The organism is Verrucomicrobium sp. BvORR034 (assembly GCF_000739635.1).
In the GTDB taxonomy this organism is placed as follows: domain Bacteria; phylum Verrucomicrobiota; class Verrucomicrobiia; order Verrucomicrobiales; family Verrucomicrobiaceae; genus Verrucomicrobium.
This window is the reverse complement of record NZ_BATQ01000182.1, coordinates 30,359-46,364: the sequence shown is the minus strand read 5'-3', so window position 1 is coordinate 46,364 and position 16,006 is coordinate 30,359. Positions and strand designations below refer to the sequence as shown.

General features: G+C 64.1%; 9 protein-coding genes. 4 read left to right on the top strand and 5 right to left on the bottom strand.

Going from position 1 to position 16,006, the window contains the following annotated elements:
* Positions 1–9 precede the first annotated feature (9 nt).
* The 4 genes from BV034_RS32380 (at position 10) to BV034_RS32365 (ending at position 10,003) form a co-directional block, all read left to right on the top strand.
* Positions 10–5,031: an autotransporter-associated beta strand repeat-containing protein gene (locus BV034_RS32380; protein WP_050031073.1), complete on the top strand. Its 5,022-nt coding sequence runs from the start codon at positions 10–12 to the stop codon at positions 5,029–5,031.
* Positions 5,032–5,184: 153 nt separating this feature from the next.
* Entirely contained in the window at positions 5,185–7,320 is a 2,136-nt protein-coding gene (locus BV034_RS32375; RefSeq protein ID WP_081888303.1) for a polysaccharide biosynthesis tyrosine autokinase, read from the top strand.
* The gene (locus BV034_RS32370; protein WP_050031071.1) at positions 7,317–8,639 is read left to right on the top strand and encodes a flippase; all 1,323 of its coding nucleotides are present in this window, start codon (positions 7,317–7,319) and stop codon (positions 8,637–8,639) included. The genes BV034_RS32375 and BV034_RS32370 overlap by 4 nt, the downstream gene beginning before the upstream one ends.
* Positions 8,636–10,003, top strand: coding sequence for an O-antigen polymerase (locus tag BV034_RS32365; RefSeq protein ID WP_050031070.1), 1,368 nt, complete (start codon positions 8,636–8,638; stop codon positions 10,001–10,003). Before BV034_RS32370 ends, BV034_RS32365 begins: the two co-directional genes overlap by 4 nt.
* Here BV034_RS32365 and BV034_RS32360 read toward each other — a convergent pair.
* From BV034_RS32360 to BV034_RS32340, 5 genes are read right to left on the bottom strand one after another with little or no spacing between them, the layout of a single operon-like run.
* Positions 9,936–11,105 (bottom strand): polysaccharide pyruvyl transferase family protein, encoded by a 1,170-nt coding sequence (locus tag BV034_RS32360; protein ID WP_050031069.1) that lies wholly within the window; start codon positions 11,103–11,105, stop codon positions 9,936–9,938. The two genes, BV034_RS32365 and BV034_RS32360, sit on opposite strands and share 68 nt — an antisense overlap.
* Positions 11,102–12,040, bottom strand: coding sequence for a glycosyltransferase family A protein (locus BV034_RS32355; protein WP_050031068.1), 939 nt, complete (start codon positions 12,038–12,040; stop codon positions 11,102–11,104). Before BV034_RS32355 ends, BV034_RS32360 begins: the two co-directional genes overlap by 4 nt.
* On the bottom strand, positions 12,037–14,358 hold the full coding sequence (locus BV034_RS35445; RefSeq protein ID WP_265593721.1) for a glycosyltransferase: 2,322 nt from the start codon (positions 14,356–14,358) through the stop codon (positions 12,037–12,039). Before BV034_RS35445 ends, BV034_RS32355 begins: the two co-directional genes overlap by 4 nt.
* Positions 14,359–14,380: 22 nt before the next feature.
* Complete coding sequence (locus BV034_RS36665) at positions 14,381–15,484, bottom strand: hypothetical protein (protein ID WP_050031066.1); 1,104 nt, start codon at positions 15,482–15,484, stop codon at positions 14,381–14,383.
* Between the two features lie 49 nt (positions 15,485–15,533).
* On the bottom strand, positions 15,534–15,965 hold the full coding sequence (locus BV034_RS32340; protein ID WP_063768969.1) for a response regulator: 432 nt from the start codon (positions 15,963–15,965) through the stop codon (positions 15,534–15,536).
* Positions 15,966–16,006 lie beyond the last annotated feature (41 nt).

The following is a 16,006-nucleotide window of genomic DNA, read 5'->3' as shown; positions in this document are numbered from 1 at the left end:
CCCTCTGCCATGGTCAAACGCTACTTCTCCCTGTTGTACGGATTGTTTTGCAGTTCGGTCCTGTTTCTTGGCGCGAGGCAAGGCTGCGCCGCGGACGGCATCTGGCTGGAAACGAGCGGAGGTGCCAGGAACTGGAGTGATGCTGCCAACTGGTTGGCTGGGGTGGCGGGAAGTACCGACGGGTCCGTGGAGACTGGTGCAGCATTGTTCCTATTCCCTTCGGAGCCGACCGCGATCACCATTGATGCTGATCGGAAGATCAACAGTATGTCATTTCAAGCGGGTGGTTTCACCTTCGTGGGGGAAAAGCTCCATTTGAGCGCAGGGGGAGAGATTGCCATCGTCCCCCCTGATCCCGGACAACCCATGATCACGACAGATGTCAGGTTTGACTCAGCCTTGGTGCTTGACGCCGTTCCAGGGGCTCTCACCGGCGGATACACCTTCAGAAACGCCGTTGTCGCGGGACTCTACACTGCACCCCAAGGGCAACCCCCTCCTCCAACTCCACGATTGATCATCACGGGAAACATCAGTGCTGGGGAATCAGCGTCCTTGCAGAAGTTTACCTTGAACCTTGAGGGCACCACGGGCTCACGCAACAGCAACCAGAATACGGCCAACTGGATCAGCGGAGTAATATCCGACGGGGGAGCTGCCCCCTCGCCGACGGGGCCCGGGCAGGGCCTGGCGGTAAGGATTTTCACCAACGGTCCCACTGAGGGGGCGTGGTACCTGAGCGGGGCGAACACCTACACGGGCGGGACAGACCTTGCCAGAGGCACCCTCTTCATCAACAGCCTCGCCAACTACGGGCAGGCCAGCTCGTTGGGCAGCGACGGGGCCATCACGCTGGGGAATGGCACCTTCCTCATGTATGTGGGCGCAGCCACCAGTACGAACCGTGCCTTCGTCAGCAATGGCAACAGCTGGTTCAACAACGGCGGAACGATCACGCTCTCGGCAGACGGCAGCCTGGTCACGAACGGGCTCACTTTCCGTGGAGGTGGTAATTTCGTTGTGGATGCGTTGGTGACGGGCACGGGCGGCCTGAACCGCACCGATGCAGGCACGGTCTTCCTCTCGAATGCGAACAACAGCTTCGCCGGGAACATCAGCATCTCGGTGGGGGCCTTCAGTACGAATGACATTGACGTCATCGGCGAGAACTCTGCGATCGGCAGAGGCAGCCAGATTGGCCTGGGGCAGTCCAACGGGGGGGCGACCACGGGCAACAACATCGGGAAATTCATCTTCACGGGCGCGAATGGCGGCTATACGAACCGCACCATCCGGATCAACAACGGGTTGAGCGGCACCACCGCCGTGGGTGGCGGCGTCATTGAAAACACCGTGGTGGGCAAGCTGCTGGAGATCAGCGGGGATGTCTCCACCGCCAGTGCGAGCACAGCCTCCACGCTGGAGCTCACGGGAGCGGGCAATGGCAAGCTCAGCGGGAATGTCACCGGTGCCCCCTTGCTCACGCTTAGCAAGACCGGCTCGGGCACGTGGGAGATTTCAGGAGTCAACACGCACCGGGGCGAGACGCAGATCAAGGCAGGCACGCTGCTCGTCTCCAGCCTCACGGGCACTGGCACCAGCAGCGTCATCACCAGCGGCACAGGCAGGCTGGGCGGTACGGGCGGTGTCTCCGGCGCGGCAGGCGGCTTCGTCACCATCGCCAGCGGCACCCAGCTCATGGTGGGGAACACCCACGGCATCTTGGCGGGTGCACAGGATGCAAACGGATACAACGGAGCGGCCTCCCAGTTCTCCCTGGGGGGGAATACGAATGTGGCCATCACCCTTGGCGGTACGCTCCAGTTTGATCTCTTCAGCGGTTCGGATGGCGTGACCCTGGGCTCGGCAGACAAGCTGGTGGTTTCTACGACCGCCTCCACCCTGACGCTGGGCGGCGTGGTGACGGTGGCGGACAGCACCGGCGCGGCCAACTGGCGCACGACCGGCACCGGGGCCTGGACCACGGGATCCTGGCAGCTCTTTGACTGGAGCGGTGCCAGTGCGGCGACGAAGACGGGTGCATTTACCTATAACCTCTCCACCGGCCGCCTGGCCCTGGGCTATACCTGGGACACGAGCCAGCTCACCACCACGGGTGTGCTCTCCGTACGTGAGCAGACGGGAAGCGAGGTGCACATCTGGACAGGCACCAACAGTGCCTCCTGGGCGGACGCGGGCAACTGGACGGCGGGCTCCATCCCCGGCGCATCGAACGACGTCATCTTCGCAGGGGCCGCACCCACCACCACGACACACGCTGGTGACCGAACGGTGCGGAACGTCCTCTTCACGGGCACGGCCGACTACACGATTACCAACACCAGCGGGGGGGGCGTGCTCTACCTGGCGGGCGACGCTGTGAACGGCGGCACCATTGAGTCCCGCGGCGGGACGCAGATCTTCAACACAGGGGTGCGCGTGGGTGTGAGCAGCTCTGACGTGTACATCATCAACAACGGTACGGCGATGAACTTTAACAGCCACATCACCGCCAATGACTGGGGAGGCGCGCCCACCAACAAGACCATCTACTTCAGCGGTTCAGGTAATACCTATGTGACCCAACTGGAGCGCCGCCATGCCACCTATGACCTGGCGGTGGTAAAGAACGGCTCTGGCACCCTCACCATCAATGGGGCGAATAGCCTGGATGTTTCGTCCAATACGGCTGTAACCTTCACCGGCACCACCACCATCAACGAGGGCAAAATCCGGATCAATCAGGAACGGGCGCTGGGCGGCAACCCTACGGCGTACAATGCCGGCCACCTGACGCTGAACGGCGGCGTGCTCGGCGCGTATGCCAGCTTCGCCATCGACGATGAGAACCGGGGCATCACTCTGGGTGAGACCGGCGGGGGCTTCGATGTGGAGGGCTCCTTCAACCTGACGATTGCCAACCGCATCGTCGGTACGGGTGGTCTGCAGAAGACGGGCACGGGCATCCTGAGCCTGACCAGTGACAACCAGTACGCGGGCAACACGGTGGTGAGCGCCGGCACCTTGCTGGTGGGGAACACCACCGGCTCCGCCACGGGCGCGGGCGGTGTTTCCGTGACGGGCACGGCGGTTCTAGCAGGCAACGGCAGCATCACCGCCTCCGCAGGCAAGAGCATCAGCATCGGATCCACCGCCATCCTGCGGGTGGGGGCCACGCACGGCGTCGCTGGTGCGGCGGGATCCCTCACGCTGGGCAGCAGTGCGAATGTGAGCCTCTCCCTGGGCGGCACGTTGCAGTTTGACCTCTTTGGCAACCAGGCGGGCCTCACCGCGGCAGAGGCGGATGTACTGCACCTGGCGACCACCGCCAGCACCCTGGCGCTGGGAGGCAACGTGGTGGTGGCAGACATGAGCGGCGGCTCCCTGTGGACGGAAGGCACGTGGAAACTCATCGACTGGAGCGGTGTGGATTTCGCCACGACCACGCTGGACGGGGCCTTCACCTTTGACTTCACCGCTGCCCTGGGGAGTCTGGCCACGGGCTACACGTGGGACACAAGTAATTTCCTCGTGGACGGCACCATCTCCATTGTGGCCTCCGCCAACGCCCACATCTGGCTGGGCACCAACGGCGGCTCCTGGGCGGATGCCGCGAACTGGCAGGCAGGTACAGTGCCCGACGCGACCAATGACGTCATCTTCGGCAGCGCGGGCGTCACCACGGTGACCGCCATCAATGAGAACAAGTATGTGCGGAACATGATCTTCACCGGGGAGAAGAACTACACGGTCAACACGGGCACCGCTGGAGTGATCTATGCCTCCGGCACCCGCCTGGAAGTGCGCGGCGGCACGCAGGTGATCAATGCCCAGTTCCGCCCCACTTCGGCAGGGAATTTCACCATCGCCAACGACGGCCAGTTGACCTTCGGGGGAGCCATCCTCACCAACGCAGGCGGCACGCTGAACCTCATCTTCGACGGTACGGGCAACACTAGCCTGACCTACGTTTCCCGACGTGAAAACCGGGTGGTGAACCTGGTGAAAAACGGCACCGGCACGGTGACTTTTTCCGGGTTCACGGAAAATGCCGCGTTCGACGCCAACGGAGCCTACATCACTGGCACCACCACCATCAATGCGGGCAAGGTGCGTATCAATGATGAGCGCAACCTCGGCAACGGGCCGACGGCGTTTGACGACGACCATCTCACCATCAATGGCGGCACCCTGGCAGCCTATGCGAACGTCACCATCGATGACGCCAACCGCGGAGTGAAGTTTGGCACCAATGGGGCCACTCTGGAGGTGGAGCAGGCGGCCCACACCTTGACCGTTGCCAATGCGGTGACCGGGGACGGCGGCCTTAACAAGACGGGCCCGGGCACCGTGGTCATCACGGGCAGCAATACTTATACGGGAAACACCCTGATCAGCAGCGGAGTCTTCCTGGCGAACAACGCCACAGGTTCCGCCACGGGCAGCGGTAGCGTGAGCACACTGGCAGGCAGTGGGGCTACTCTGGGCGGCACGGGCAGCATCTCCGGCGGTAGCGCGGGAAGCATCACCATCAACTCCGGTACTCAGTTGCGGATTGGCACCACCCACGGCGTGGCCGGGGGCGGAGCCCAGGATTTCCAACTGGGGCAGGGCGGCAATGTGGCCATCACTCTTGCTGGTTCGCTCCAGTTTGACCTCTTTGGCAATGAGGACGGGCTTGCTGGAACGGAGTCGGACCGTTTGATCATCAACACCTCGGCCAGTGAGATTGTGCTGGGCGGCACCATTGTGGTGGCGGATGTCAGTGGCGGTAGCGGCTGGACTTCAGGCGTTTGGCAATTGATTGACTGGGCCAGTCTGGGCACGAACCCGACCCGCACGGGCGCCTTCAACTTCGACTTCAGCGCTGCCATGAGCAGCCTCGCCGACGGCTATACATGGTCCATCGATGATTTCCTGAGCAACGGCACCATCTCCGTGGTGGCCGTGCCAGAGCCTTCGCGAGTCCTGCTGGTGATGCTGGGGGCGGGGGCTCTTCTTTCCCGCCGTCGCCGGGTGGCTTATTCTTGACGCCGCCTTTCACGGGAGATGTTTGCGCTTTGAGGTGTCTCCTTTTTTTGGTATCTTTTATCAAATCAAAACAATTGGAAGGAGCCCCTCTTCCAATCGCGATGTTTGTCGTTCCAGCCGGACGACGGGCAGCGCATTTGGAGGCTCCTTTGCATGATTTCCAGCACCTCTTCTGCGCGAGGCGATCTCCCGGGAGATCCATCATGGGCCTGGGATTGGGCGGCCATTACCGGCACTTTTCGACGGAGATGGATGTGGCTGGCGGCCGTGGTGGTCTTGGCCCTGGGGCTGGGTGTGTGGTGGCTGACTCTGACACCGCCGGTTTACGAAGCCCGGACGGTCGTTCAGGTGGAACAGCAGGGGCCAACCCTGGTGGGAGGCAAGGACGTGGAGCGGGAGGACTTCCGCACCGTAGATGTCCTGCGGACGATTGAGCAGAATCTGGGCAGCACGGAGCTGCTGCTGCGGGTGGCCCGCAACATGGATCTGCTGAATGATCCGCGCCTGCGCAACGAACGTCCCGGAGTGATGTCCCGCCTCATGGCTGTGCTCCCGCGTGGCAAGGCGGAGGGCCCTTCGGATGCCAGTTTGATCCGGCTCATGAATGATCGCGTGAAGGTGGGCTTGCGTCGTGGCACGCGGTTGATCGATATCACCGTCAGAACCCAAGACCCCACGCTGGCGGCCCAGCTCAGCCAGGCGGTCGTGGCCGAGTACATCCGTTTGAACTTTGAGCAGAAGGTAGAGGCCTCCCGCCCGGCACATGGTTACATGACGAGTGAACTGGAACGCCTGAAACGGAAGCTGGAGGACTCGGAACAAAAGCTGCAGGCCTATCGGGAGGAGAAACGCGCAGTGTCGCTGGAGCAGACACAGAACATCGTGGTGGAGTCTCTGAAGGATCTCAACAAAAGCCTCAGTGAAGCCCGGAACGCACGCATCAAGCTGGAGGCAGACGTGGCCGCAGTGGCCCAGTCTCAGGATCGTCCGGGCCAGTTGCTGGCGATGGCGGGCATCGGCAGTCTCCCGGATGTCGTCGCTCTGAAACAGAGCGTGGCCGAGAAGGAGGCAGCGCTGGCCAGTCTCGCGGAGCGCTATGATGCCCGGCACCCTTCGTACCTCCAGGCGCAGAGCGAACTGGCCAAGTTGACCTTGTCCCTCACCAAGGCGGCGCAAGGGGCGGCGGAGCATCTCAAGACCTCGCTCAATGCCGCGCAGGAGACGGAGCAGAAGCTGGAGTCCGCTCTCAAATCCCAGGAAAAGCAGGCACTGGAGCTGAGCCACATCTCCATCCAGTACAACACTCTGGTCCGGGAGGTGGAATCGGATCGCACGCTCTATGATGCGGTGCTCAAGCAGTTCAAGGAAACGCAAATCGTCCAGGGTGTGGAGCAGGGGGCCGTGCGGGTGGTGGAGCCCGCCACCGTGCCGGATCGCCCCGTCAGTCCGCGAAAGAGCGCTGCCCTGGCGGTGGCCTTGCTGCTCGGCCTGGCAGGAGGCACGCTGACCACGCTGGTCCCGGCGTGGTTCAACGCCCCGCTCACGAGCGTGGAGGAGGCGGAGCGGCACCTGGGCATCCCCGCCATCGCCGCAGTGCCCAAGTCCCGTATGCGGGAGGGGCCGCATCGGATCTTTCTCCTGGACCAGCCGGCCGCTCCGGCGTCTGAGGCCCTGCGCTCCCTGCGGGCGGTCTTGACCCTGCACGGCTCCAACGGAGATGGACGTTCCTACATCTTCACCAGCGCCCTGCCCGGTGAGGGGAAGACCTTCTGCGCGATCAACTTTGCCGCGTCTCTGGCGCTGGAGGGGCACCGCACGCTGCTCATTGATTTCGACCTGCGGGTTCCCGGAGTCGGGCCGCAGCTCTTTGGGAAAGACGGTCTTCCTGGTGTCGCCGAGGTCTTGCAGGGCCGGGCCACGCTCACGGGGGCGGTGCGCCCGACGAAGCTGGAGCACCTCTTCGTTCTCACCGCCGGGGCCAGCATCACAGGGCCGTCAGAACTCCTGGCTTCTCCCGCGTTGGAGAAGCTGCTCAAGGAGGCGTCTATTTCCTATGACCGGGTGGTGATGGACTCCGCCCCGGTGCTGCCGGTGAGCGACTCCCTGCGGCTCGTGGCGCATACGCAGCACACCTGCCTGGTGGTGCGGGCCGGGGCCACGCCCGGCCGGGCCGTCGCGAGAGCGCAGCAGATGCTCACCCAGGCAGCGGGCCATCCCCCGGCAGGTTTTGTGCTCAACCAGGTGTCCAGGAACTCCCTGGGGTACGGGAGCTACGGCAGCTACAAGTGAACATCCAGAACCCGCCTGCTGCGATGTTTCATCGAATCGCCCGCCTCTGCCGTGAGCGCCTGGTGCAAAATGCCCTGGCGCTCTATGGCGTCATGTTTGCCAATGCGCTGCTGCCGCTGGTACTCATCCCGTACGTGGCCCGGGTGCTTGGGCCGGGGCCTTGGGGCAGGGTGCTCTTTGCGCAGACCGCCGCCATCTGGCTGGGGCTGCTGGTGGAGTATGGGTTCACCTACTCCGCCACGCGTGAGGTGGCCCGTCATGCGGATGATCCAGAGAAGGTGCGGCAGATCGTGACCGAGGTCATGGCAGGCCGCATGGGGCTCTGCCTTCTGGCCATTCTTTTCGCTCTCGTGCTCTGGTGGAGCGTGCCGGAGTTTCGTGCAGGCGGTCACATCCTGATGGTGGGCACCTGCTGGCTGGGGCTGGCCCAGGGGCTGAGTCCTCTGTGGTACTTTCAGGGCATGGAGCGCATGCGCCTGCCCGCGGTGCTGGAGGTGGCGTGCCGGGTGCTCTATGTGGTGGCGGTGTTCATCTGGGTCAGGTCGCCTGCGGATGCGCCCATGGTGCTGGTGTATCAGGCCGCTGGCCTGTCGTGCTCCCTCTTGATCACGCTAGCGATCATGTACCGGCAGACCGGGGCCGGGTTGGGCACTCTCTCTGGAGCGTGGCGGTCTTTGCGGGAGGCCTGGCGTTTCTTCCTCTTTGCGGCGCTGGTGAATGTTTACACCCGGGCGAACAGTTTTTTCCTAGGACTCCTGGCCGCGCCCGCGGCGGTGAGTTTCTACGGAGGTCCGGAGCGGATGATGCGTGGCATCCTGAGCCTCACGGGACCGGTCAATCAGGTGCTGTATCCGCGACTGGCATGGCTGGTGAAACACGATCTGCCTGCTGCCCGCACCACGGTGCGCCAGGGGACTTTGCTGGTGGCCGTGGTTGGCACCGGCTTGGGACTGGTCCTCACCCTGGGGGCCGACTGGTGGGTGTGGTGGCTTTTGGGCCCTGGGTATGATGCGGCGGTACCCGTGCTGCGGGTGCTCGGTCTGGTCTGCCCGCTCGCGGCGGTGAACAGTGTCATGGGCATTCGATGGATGTTCCCGCTGGGCCTCGACCGCACTTACAACCGGATCGTCATGGTGGGGGCAGCTTTGAACGTAGGCCTCGTGTTCCTCCTGGTGCCGACGCTTCAGGCGGAGGGGGCCGCCTGGGCGGTGCTGGCGGCGGAGGGATTCATTGCTCTCACCGCCTTCATCCTGCTCTGGCGGCAGGGGTTAAATCCCTTTCAGAAGTCCCAGCTACCGGAGGCACCGGTCGCCTCATGAAAACACCGGGCACAACAGGCAGTCTGTGGTGGTGGAATCCCTGCGGGGTGCTGGTGCTCCCGCTCCTGGTCGTGGCCTGGGCGGCTTGGGTGATTCCTGAAACCGACTACCAGTCCTACTGGCGCATGCCCAAGTTCTTCACGGTGGAAGATCTCCAGTTGTGCCTGGCGGTGGCGGCTGCCTTTGCCCTGGGGGCGATGGTTGCGGTCGCCGTGGACCGGGCCATGCTCCGGCCGCGTCTTCGCATCAGCACCTCCGGCGAGGTCGCCCCTGGCTGGCAGTTGCTGTTGTTTTGGTTCCACATCGGCGTGGCCGTGACCTCGGCGGCGTATCTCCTCTGGTTTGCCCTCATCCTGCGTGAGACCGGGCCCGGCATCCTCGTGGGAGTGCTGCGCCTGGAGCAGGGGAGCATCTTTGAGTTGATCCGTCTGCGCAAGGACGCCGCGATCACTGGGGTCACCAGCTTCACCCAAACAGGCATCGGCACCTGGCTGGTGGGTGTCTTCCTGGCCCATCATCTGGGATGGCGACGGGTGCGCTGGCCGATGCTCCTGCTGCTGGGGCTCACCTTCGTGCGGGCAGTCTTTCTGGCAGAGCGCCTCGCTTTGATCGAGATGCTTCTGCCGGGCTTTCTGCTCTGGCTCCGTCTGGGCGTGGTGGCGCGGAGTTCGGCAGCCCGCAGGAAGTTGCTCCAGTTGGTGCCGGTTCTGGGCATCGTGGTGCTGTATGCGCTGTTCACCGCCAGTGAGTACTTCCGGTCATGGGGCTACTATGCGGAGCAAGGGGAGACTTCCCTGCTGCGCTTCAGCCTGGTGCGGTTGTCCGGTTACTATGTGACCGCGCTCAACAACGGTGCCCTGCTCTGGCACGGGATGGGGGAGCTTTATTTCCCGTATGCCACCCTGGAGTGGCTCTGGCGTTTTCCGCTGCTGGGCAGGCCCTTGAGGAATCTCCTCGGTGGGTCGGATGATCCAGCGGAGCTGGCCGCTATCCTGGTGGCGGAGGATGGGAATCCGGAGTTCAACAACCCCACCGGCATCTTTGTGGTGTTCACCGACCTGGGCGTCCCGGCGGGGCTGGTGTTCTGGGCGGTCTTTGGCGGGGTGGTCATGCTCCTCTATCGGGCGTTCCGGCGCGGATCGCTCGCCGGGTTGTTCCTCTATCCCTTCCTCTTCATGGGGCTCACGGACCAGGTGCGCATCTTTTACCTCACCACGGGGCGCACCTTTGCCGCATGGGCTTTCCTGCTGGTGGCGTGGATGATCGCGAGGAAGGAGTTGCAAATGGCGGTGTGGTTCAGCGTGCGAGGACGGACGACGCCTCCGGCATCCGTGCCGCCGGGGTCGCCCACGGTGCCGCCGTGAAGTTCGCCGCCGCCTCCAGCGCATAGGTCTCCGGTGAAAGAGTGGGGTGCCCGTCTCTGCGCAAGAGCCGCTCGATCAATGCCGACACTTCGTCTGGATCCGCAGCGTTGGCCGTGATCCGGAGGCTGGACGGCTGTCCGATGTCGTCGAGGAAGTCGGTGCATTTCTCGTGATACTCCACGAGGGCAAAGGGCACATTGTTGAGATAGGCGGTGATCCCGGCATGCATGCGGACGCAGAGCACGGCGTCACAGGCAGCGAGGCTGTGCCAGCAGCCCAGCAGGTGATCCTCACTGGTGATGATCTCAGCGAGCATTCCTTCTGCCGCCAGGCGGTCCTGGAGCTCGCAGCAAAGCGGCATGTCACCCCACCGGGGGTGCGTGTTCAGGCAGAAGATACGCACCCTCGTGCCCCTCCTTTTCGCATGGCGGCAGATCCCTTCCATGAGGGCCGCATGGCGCCGCCGCTCCCGCTCCACATCGCCTCCAGAATGACTTTCATAGAACCGGAAGGACACACCCAGTGTGGGTGGGGCCGCGGGGGCGGGCTCCACCCAGAAGCTGCCAGGCAGGAGCAGGGGTAGCGCCCCCACCAGATCCCGGGCCAGGACAGGCTGGTACGGCACCCGCATGCGCTCCAGCACGGCGAGGGACTGCCGGTCTCGCACCGCGACGAAAGAGAATTGCCTGAGGAACCGCGCGGCCTCCGCCTCGTCTGCGGCGTCGGAGAAGGGGCCCACCGACACACCCACAGCGGCGGACTTGGTCCACCTGTGCTCGGCGGCCACGCGCTGGAGCTTCTTCAGCAGGCTGCTGTGAGAGAGCGTGGAGCCGCCCGCATACACCAGCAGATCCCGGGTGGTCAGGGCACCTGCCAGAAAGGCCAGCCGGCTCAGCTTCCCGGCCAAGCCTGGCGCGGTGTACAGATCATTGGGAAACCATGTCGGCACGCGAAAGCGGGCGTCAATTCCATGAACCGGAGGTCCCAGGATGTCCACATCGTGGCCCGGCCACCAGCGGGCCGCCCCCAGCACGCTGGTCAGGTTGAAGAGGTCGTCCCCGTAGTTGGAGAAGCCGTAGTAGCCGTTCAGCGTGATTTTCATGGGGATGCAGCCTTTCCCTCCAATGCCCAGGCCTCCGCCCCCTGGTGGCGGAAGTCCTGCCAGGCGTTCCAGAGTCCCGCGGATCTGCCGAGGATGGATTCGAGGTAAAAACGGCTCCGGGGCAGGTCGCGCCGCACGGCATGCAGCAGCATGCCCGCGGCAGCCCGGCACTGGAAGTGGACGAACCGCACCGCCGCACCGGGCTGGTGATGATGCACCAGATGCTTGAGCGAGAGCCGCCCAAAGCCCCGGCCGTAACTGTAGGCACGCGCCAGCGCGGAGGCGTCGTACCCCTCCGTCTTTTGCGCATGATGAAAGACCAACTCTGGGTCGTAGTGGAGCTTCTTTCCCAGATAGAGCGCACGCAGCACGAAGTCTGCGCCCTCCTCGGCACCATAGGAGGTGCCTACGCCAAGCCGCTCATCCAGCGGGCCCACCTGGTCAAAGATCTCCCGCTTCAGGAACATCGTGAACTCCACCGTGGTGCTGTACACATTCCGCGGTGTCACGGCCTGGGCCTGCGTGCAAAATCGCGTCACGGAGCTTTTGAGCGACCGGGGATCCACGGATCGAGCAAACAACAGATCCAGGCCGGGATCGGCGGCAAAGCGGTCCGCAGCCTGTTGCAGCAGGCCGGGTGTCAGTTCGCAATCGTCGTCTGGGAAGTTGAGCAGCCTGCCCCGGGCAAACTGCCGCCCGTGATTGCGGGCGTGGGAAACCCCCACGGGCCGGATCCGCACCCTCTGCAGTGGGAAGAGCTTCGCGTAGGTGCTGCAAGTATCATCAAGCCGGTTGTCCTCGTTCTGATCGATGAGGATCACCTCCAGATCCTGCAGGGTATTTTGATGAATGGACTGGAAGAGCCGCGCCACTTCCTCATCCCGGTGCAGGGTGGGGATGATGAGGCTGAAGCAGGGCAGCGGGGTATCCTTCATGACCGGATCGCTGGGAAATGCCGCTCATCGAGCACCGGCACAGGTTCATGCAACTGCTCGTCCACATACTGCTGCATGGCATGGATGAACCGCGGTTCAGCAAACTGCTCGGCGTGATGCCGGATCACCGCGGGGTCCCAGTCCGTGGCCTCCAGGAGGGCGGCAACCCGATTGATCTCCGCCGGGCTGGGATCTGTGAACAGACAGCCCGTCTGGCCTTCCACCACGGTCTCGAGAGCCCCGCCATCAGCATAGGCCAGCACCGGTTTTCCAGCCGCCTGGGCCTCCAGCGGCGTGATGCCGAAGTCCTCTGTGCCCGGCAGCACAAAGGCCCGGCATCTTTCGATCAGCCGCACCGCCCGGGCCTCATCCACCCTGCCGTGAAACTCAATGTTCACCGCACCATGGGCAAGCCGCTCCAGGCGACCCCGGTCAGGCCCGCTGCCCGCGATCACCAGATGCCGCCCGCTTTCCAGGAAGGCGGCGATGGCCCGGTCCACGCCCTTGTAGGACACGAGCCGGGACAGAATGAGGTAATAACCATCGTGATCTGCGGTGGGGCGGAACCGCTCCACCTCCACCGGGGGGTGGATGACGACAGACTCCCGTCCGTAGAAGTCCTTGATGCGGCGTCGCACGGTCTCGGAGTTGGCAATGAAGTGATGCACCCGCTGGGCGCAGGCGTGATCGGCGGGCCGGAGCCACAGGATGAACAGGCGGGCCAGGATCTTGAGCAACCGGCTGCCCAGTTCATTTTTCAGGTAGTGGTCCGTCTGCCAGAAGAAGCGGGGCGGGGTGTGGCAGTAGCAAAAGACCCGGGTGCGCGGGGTGAACCGCAGCCACTTGGAGAATCCGCTGCTGCTCACAACCGCTGCGGCTCCGTCCAGCCGGCCGAACGAGCGGAAGGCCATGGGGTATAGAGGAAACAAGGACTTGTGGTGCCGGTTCAGCCCGGGGACGTTCTGCATCCACGTGTTGTGAATGCTGGCGTCTTCGAAGCCCGGCAGGAGGTGCTCGTAGTCCGTGGCACTGACAAAAATGGGTGCCTGGGGCCAGGCGCGGTGCAGGGAGGCAAAGAGCCGCTCCGCACCACCCATCTGGAGGAGGTAATCATGCGCCAGGATGATGTTGTCTGCGGTCGGCTGGAGACTGGTGCGGGCGGGCGGCTTGCTGGGGCGTGTGGGGGTCTCGACCACCCCCGCCTGCCGCTGCCGGGTCAGCACCTCGCGGGCCAGCGTTTGCAGGGCGGCTTCCGCACCGTTGGCCCAGGAGAAGAGCTGCACCCGCTCCCGGCCGCGGGCGATGAGCCGCTGCCTCAGTCCGGGTTCAAGGTGCAACCTGCGGATGGCGGCCGCCAGAGTGTCCGGGACGGCGGGATCACAGTACAGGGCGGCATCCCCGCAGATCTCCGGCATGACACTGGTGCTGGAGACGATGGCGGGGCAGCCCAGCGCCATGGCCTCCACCGGCGGGAGGCCGAAGCCCTCGTAGTAGGAAGGAAACAACAGCGCGGTGGCACGGGCGTACAGGGCATGCAGCTCCGCATCCGTCACATGGCCCACCTGCACGATGCGGGAGTCGTCCGCCGGCAGTTCACCAAACACTCTGGGGTCATGATGCCCCGCGATCACACAGGGCGGCGCATCCTGCCCCAGGAGCTGGAGGGCCTTCAGGACCGCAGCGAAGTTCTTGTTGGGATTGTTGCTGGAGACGGCCAGCAGGTAGCCGCCCTCTGCGGGAAGCGCGTGCCGGTCAAAGACGCCTTCATCCGGCGCCTCCCTCAGCACATGTTCGACGCCCAGCCAGGTGGCGGTGATGGCGGCGGGGTCCAGCCCCACGCGTTTCACCAGCTCCTCACGTGAGTAGCTGGAGTTCGTGAGAATGGCGCTGGAGATGCGCCCCGCCACGGTGAAGAGCAGTTGGTACCAGAGCCGGAACTTCCAGGTGAAGTTCCCGGGGATGGCAAAGGTCTGGGCGTCGTGCATGAACAGCACCTGACGCCGTTTCAACATCGGGCCAGTATTGCAGAGGGAGAGCAGCCATCCGGCCCGGGTGGCCGCCAGCAGGCTGGTCTGCTCCCAGAGATGGCCACCGCCGCGTCCCACTTGGTCCAGCGGAAGCTTGGGCCAGGGGGATTCAGCCGGGACATCTGCGGGAGAGACGAGGCGGAAGTTCAGCCGCAGGCCTTGAGGACCGGACCATGCCCCTTCATCATCCAGCCGGTCGCACAAAGCGGTGATCAGCTCACGTGCCACCCGCTCCACTCCCGTCACGGGGCGGGGGAGGAAGCGGGCGTTGATCCAGACGGTAGTTTCCATGGTCCGGGATGGGTTGCGTGCTTCAGCTTCCGTCGAGATGGGACTCAATGATCTGCTGCAGCCGGCTTTGAAATTCCTCCATGGAGCGGTGCGCCAGCACATGCCGACGGGCCCTCGCCCCCATCACAGGCAGGGCGGCCCGGTTGGCGAGACACCATTGCACCGACTCCCGCCAGCCGGTGGCGTCGGCCGTTTCCACGAACCGGCCGCACTGCTCCGCCTCCAGGTCCAGGTCGATAAGCGGATTGCGGGTCATCAGCACGGGCCGGCCTACCGCGGCGGCCTCCAGCAGGGCGGTGATCCCCCAGAGCGTGGCCCTCCCTGCAATCAACTCCGCATCCGTGGCAGGCGGCTGGTTCAGCGGCAGGGCCACCACATCACACGCCACCAGATGGTCCACCAGCTCCCGGTAGGGAACGGGCTGCCCCTGCGAGCGGCGGATGGAGCTGAAGTTTGGGATCTCCTGGATCTCCGCCATGAACTCTGCTGAGTCCGTCAGCACGCGGACTTCCACGTCCATATCACCCGCGAGGGCCTCCACGAAGGCGCTGAAGCTCCGTCCGGTGATGCCGTTGAGCAGGATTTTCAACCGTCCATTCTCCGGCTGGGCCGGGCCTCCCGCCTCCATTCGCAAGCGGTCGTAGAAGGGCACGTCCACCCCCCAGGGCACGGTGGCCAGCTGTGCGGCCGCACCGGGATGCTCCACCAGGGAGAGCTGCTGGATCTTGTCACTCAGAGCCAGCAGAGTGCTGCATCCAGACTCCAGCCACGCATCCTTGAGAGACCGCCGCAGTGGGAAGTGGAGGAAGGCATGGATCGGCTTCCTTCTGCCTGTCAGGGAGAGCAGCCCGCAGAGGATGCACACCAGATCTGTGTCCTTGGCGATGATGCAGTCGTACTGCTCCGGGTGGAGAAAGAGCCAGATCTGCTCAGTGATGTTGGGCCCCAGGCGCAGGTGCTCCCCCAGACGATCCAGCGTAGCCACCCGGTGTGTGGGCACGCGCCGGGCACCCTGGGCAAAGAGGTGGTCCGTCCCCCACGCGTGGTTCGAGGGCAATACCTCCCCGTCCATGATTTCGCGCCGGGTCACCCAGGCGATCCTGGCGGTGGCGGGCTGGAGTTTCATTCCGGCGCAATGTGGATGGTTTCAGGCGGGGAGATGTGATGGGGGCGCATCAGTTGGCGGCGGCCGGCATGGCATTGGCCAGGTGGGTCTCGATGCACTCCACCACCTTGGTCACGGAGGAGGGCTTGGGCAGGAAGGGGTAGCCGTTGATCAGACCTCCCTGGGCGCTCAGCTCAGAGCTGCGCACCGTGGCCGTGTGAAAGACCACCACCATGTGTTTCAGATGCTGGTCATTCTTCAGCCGGTAGAAGATGTCAGCCCCGTCCAGTTCGGGCATCATGACATCCAGCAGGATGAGGTCCGGCAGGAAGTCCTGGATGGAATCGAGGGCGCGGAGGGACTCGTTCTCCTCCCGCACTTCGTAGTTTCCTATATCCTCGAGGTTCATTCTGAGGAGACTGGTGAGAAAAGGGTCGTCATCCACGAGCAGGATGCGCCTCTTGCGTTGGTTGGGGGGCTCAGCAGGAGTGGACGGGTTCATGGAGTCACTCATGTCGGGTTGAGCTGGCTGGGCCGTGGTGC

Bases quoted from the DNA above. Each gene is read 5' to 3' on its own strand.
- BV034_RS32375 (WP_081888303.1), top strand. From the start codon at position 5,185: ATGATTTCCAGCACCTCTTCTGCGCGAGGCGATCTCCCGGGAGATCCA.
- BV034_RS32360 (WP_050031069.1), bottom strand. From the start codon at position 11,105: ATGAAAATCACGCTGAACGGCTACTACGGCTTCTCCAACTACGGGGAC.
- BV034_RS32365 (WP_050031070.1), top strand. From the start codon at position 8,636: ATGAAAACACCGGGCACAACAGGCAGTCTGTGGTGGTGGAATCCCTGC.
- BV034_RS35445 (WP_265593721.1), bottom strand. From the start codon at position 14,358: ATGGAAACTACCGTCTGGATCAACGCCCGCTTCCTCCCCCGCCCCGTG.
- BV034_RS32380 (WP_050031073.1), top strand. From the start codon at position 10: ATGGTCAAACGCTACTTCTCCCTGTTGTACGGATTGTTTTGCAGTTCG.
- BV034_RS32340 (WP_063768969.1), bottom strand. From the start codon at position 15,965: ATGAACCCGTCCACTCCTGCTGAGCCCCCCAACCAACGCAAGAGGCGC.
- BV034_RS32355 (WP_050031068.1), bottom strand. From the start codon at position 12,040: ATGAAGGATACCCCGCTGCCCTGCTTCAGCCTCATCATCCCCACCCTG.
- BV034_RS36665 (WP_050031066.1), bottom strand. From the start codon at position 15,484: ATGAAACTCCAGCCCGCCACCGCCAGGATCGCCTGGGTGACCCGGCGC.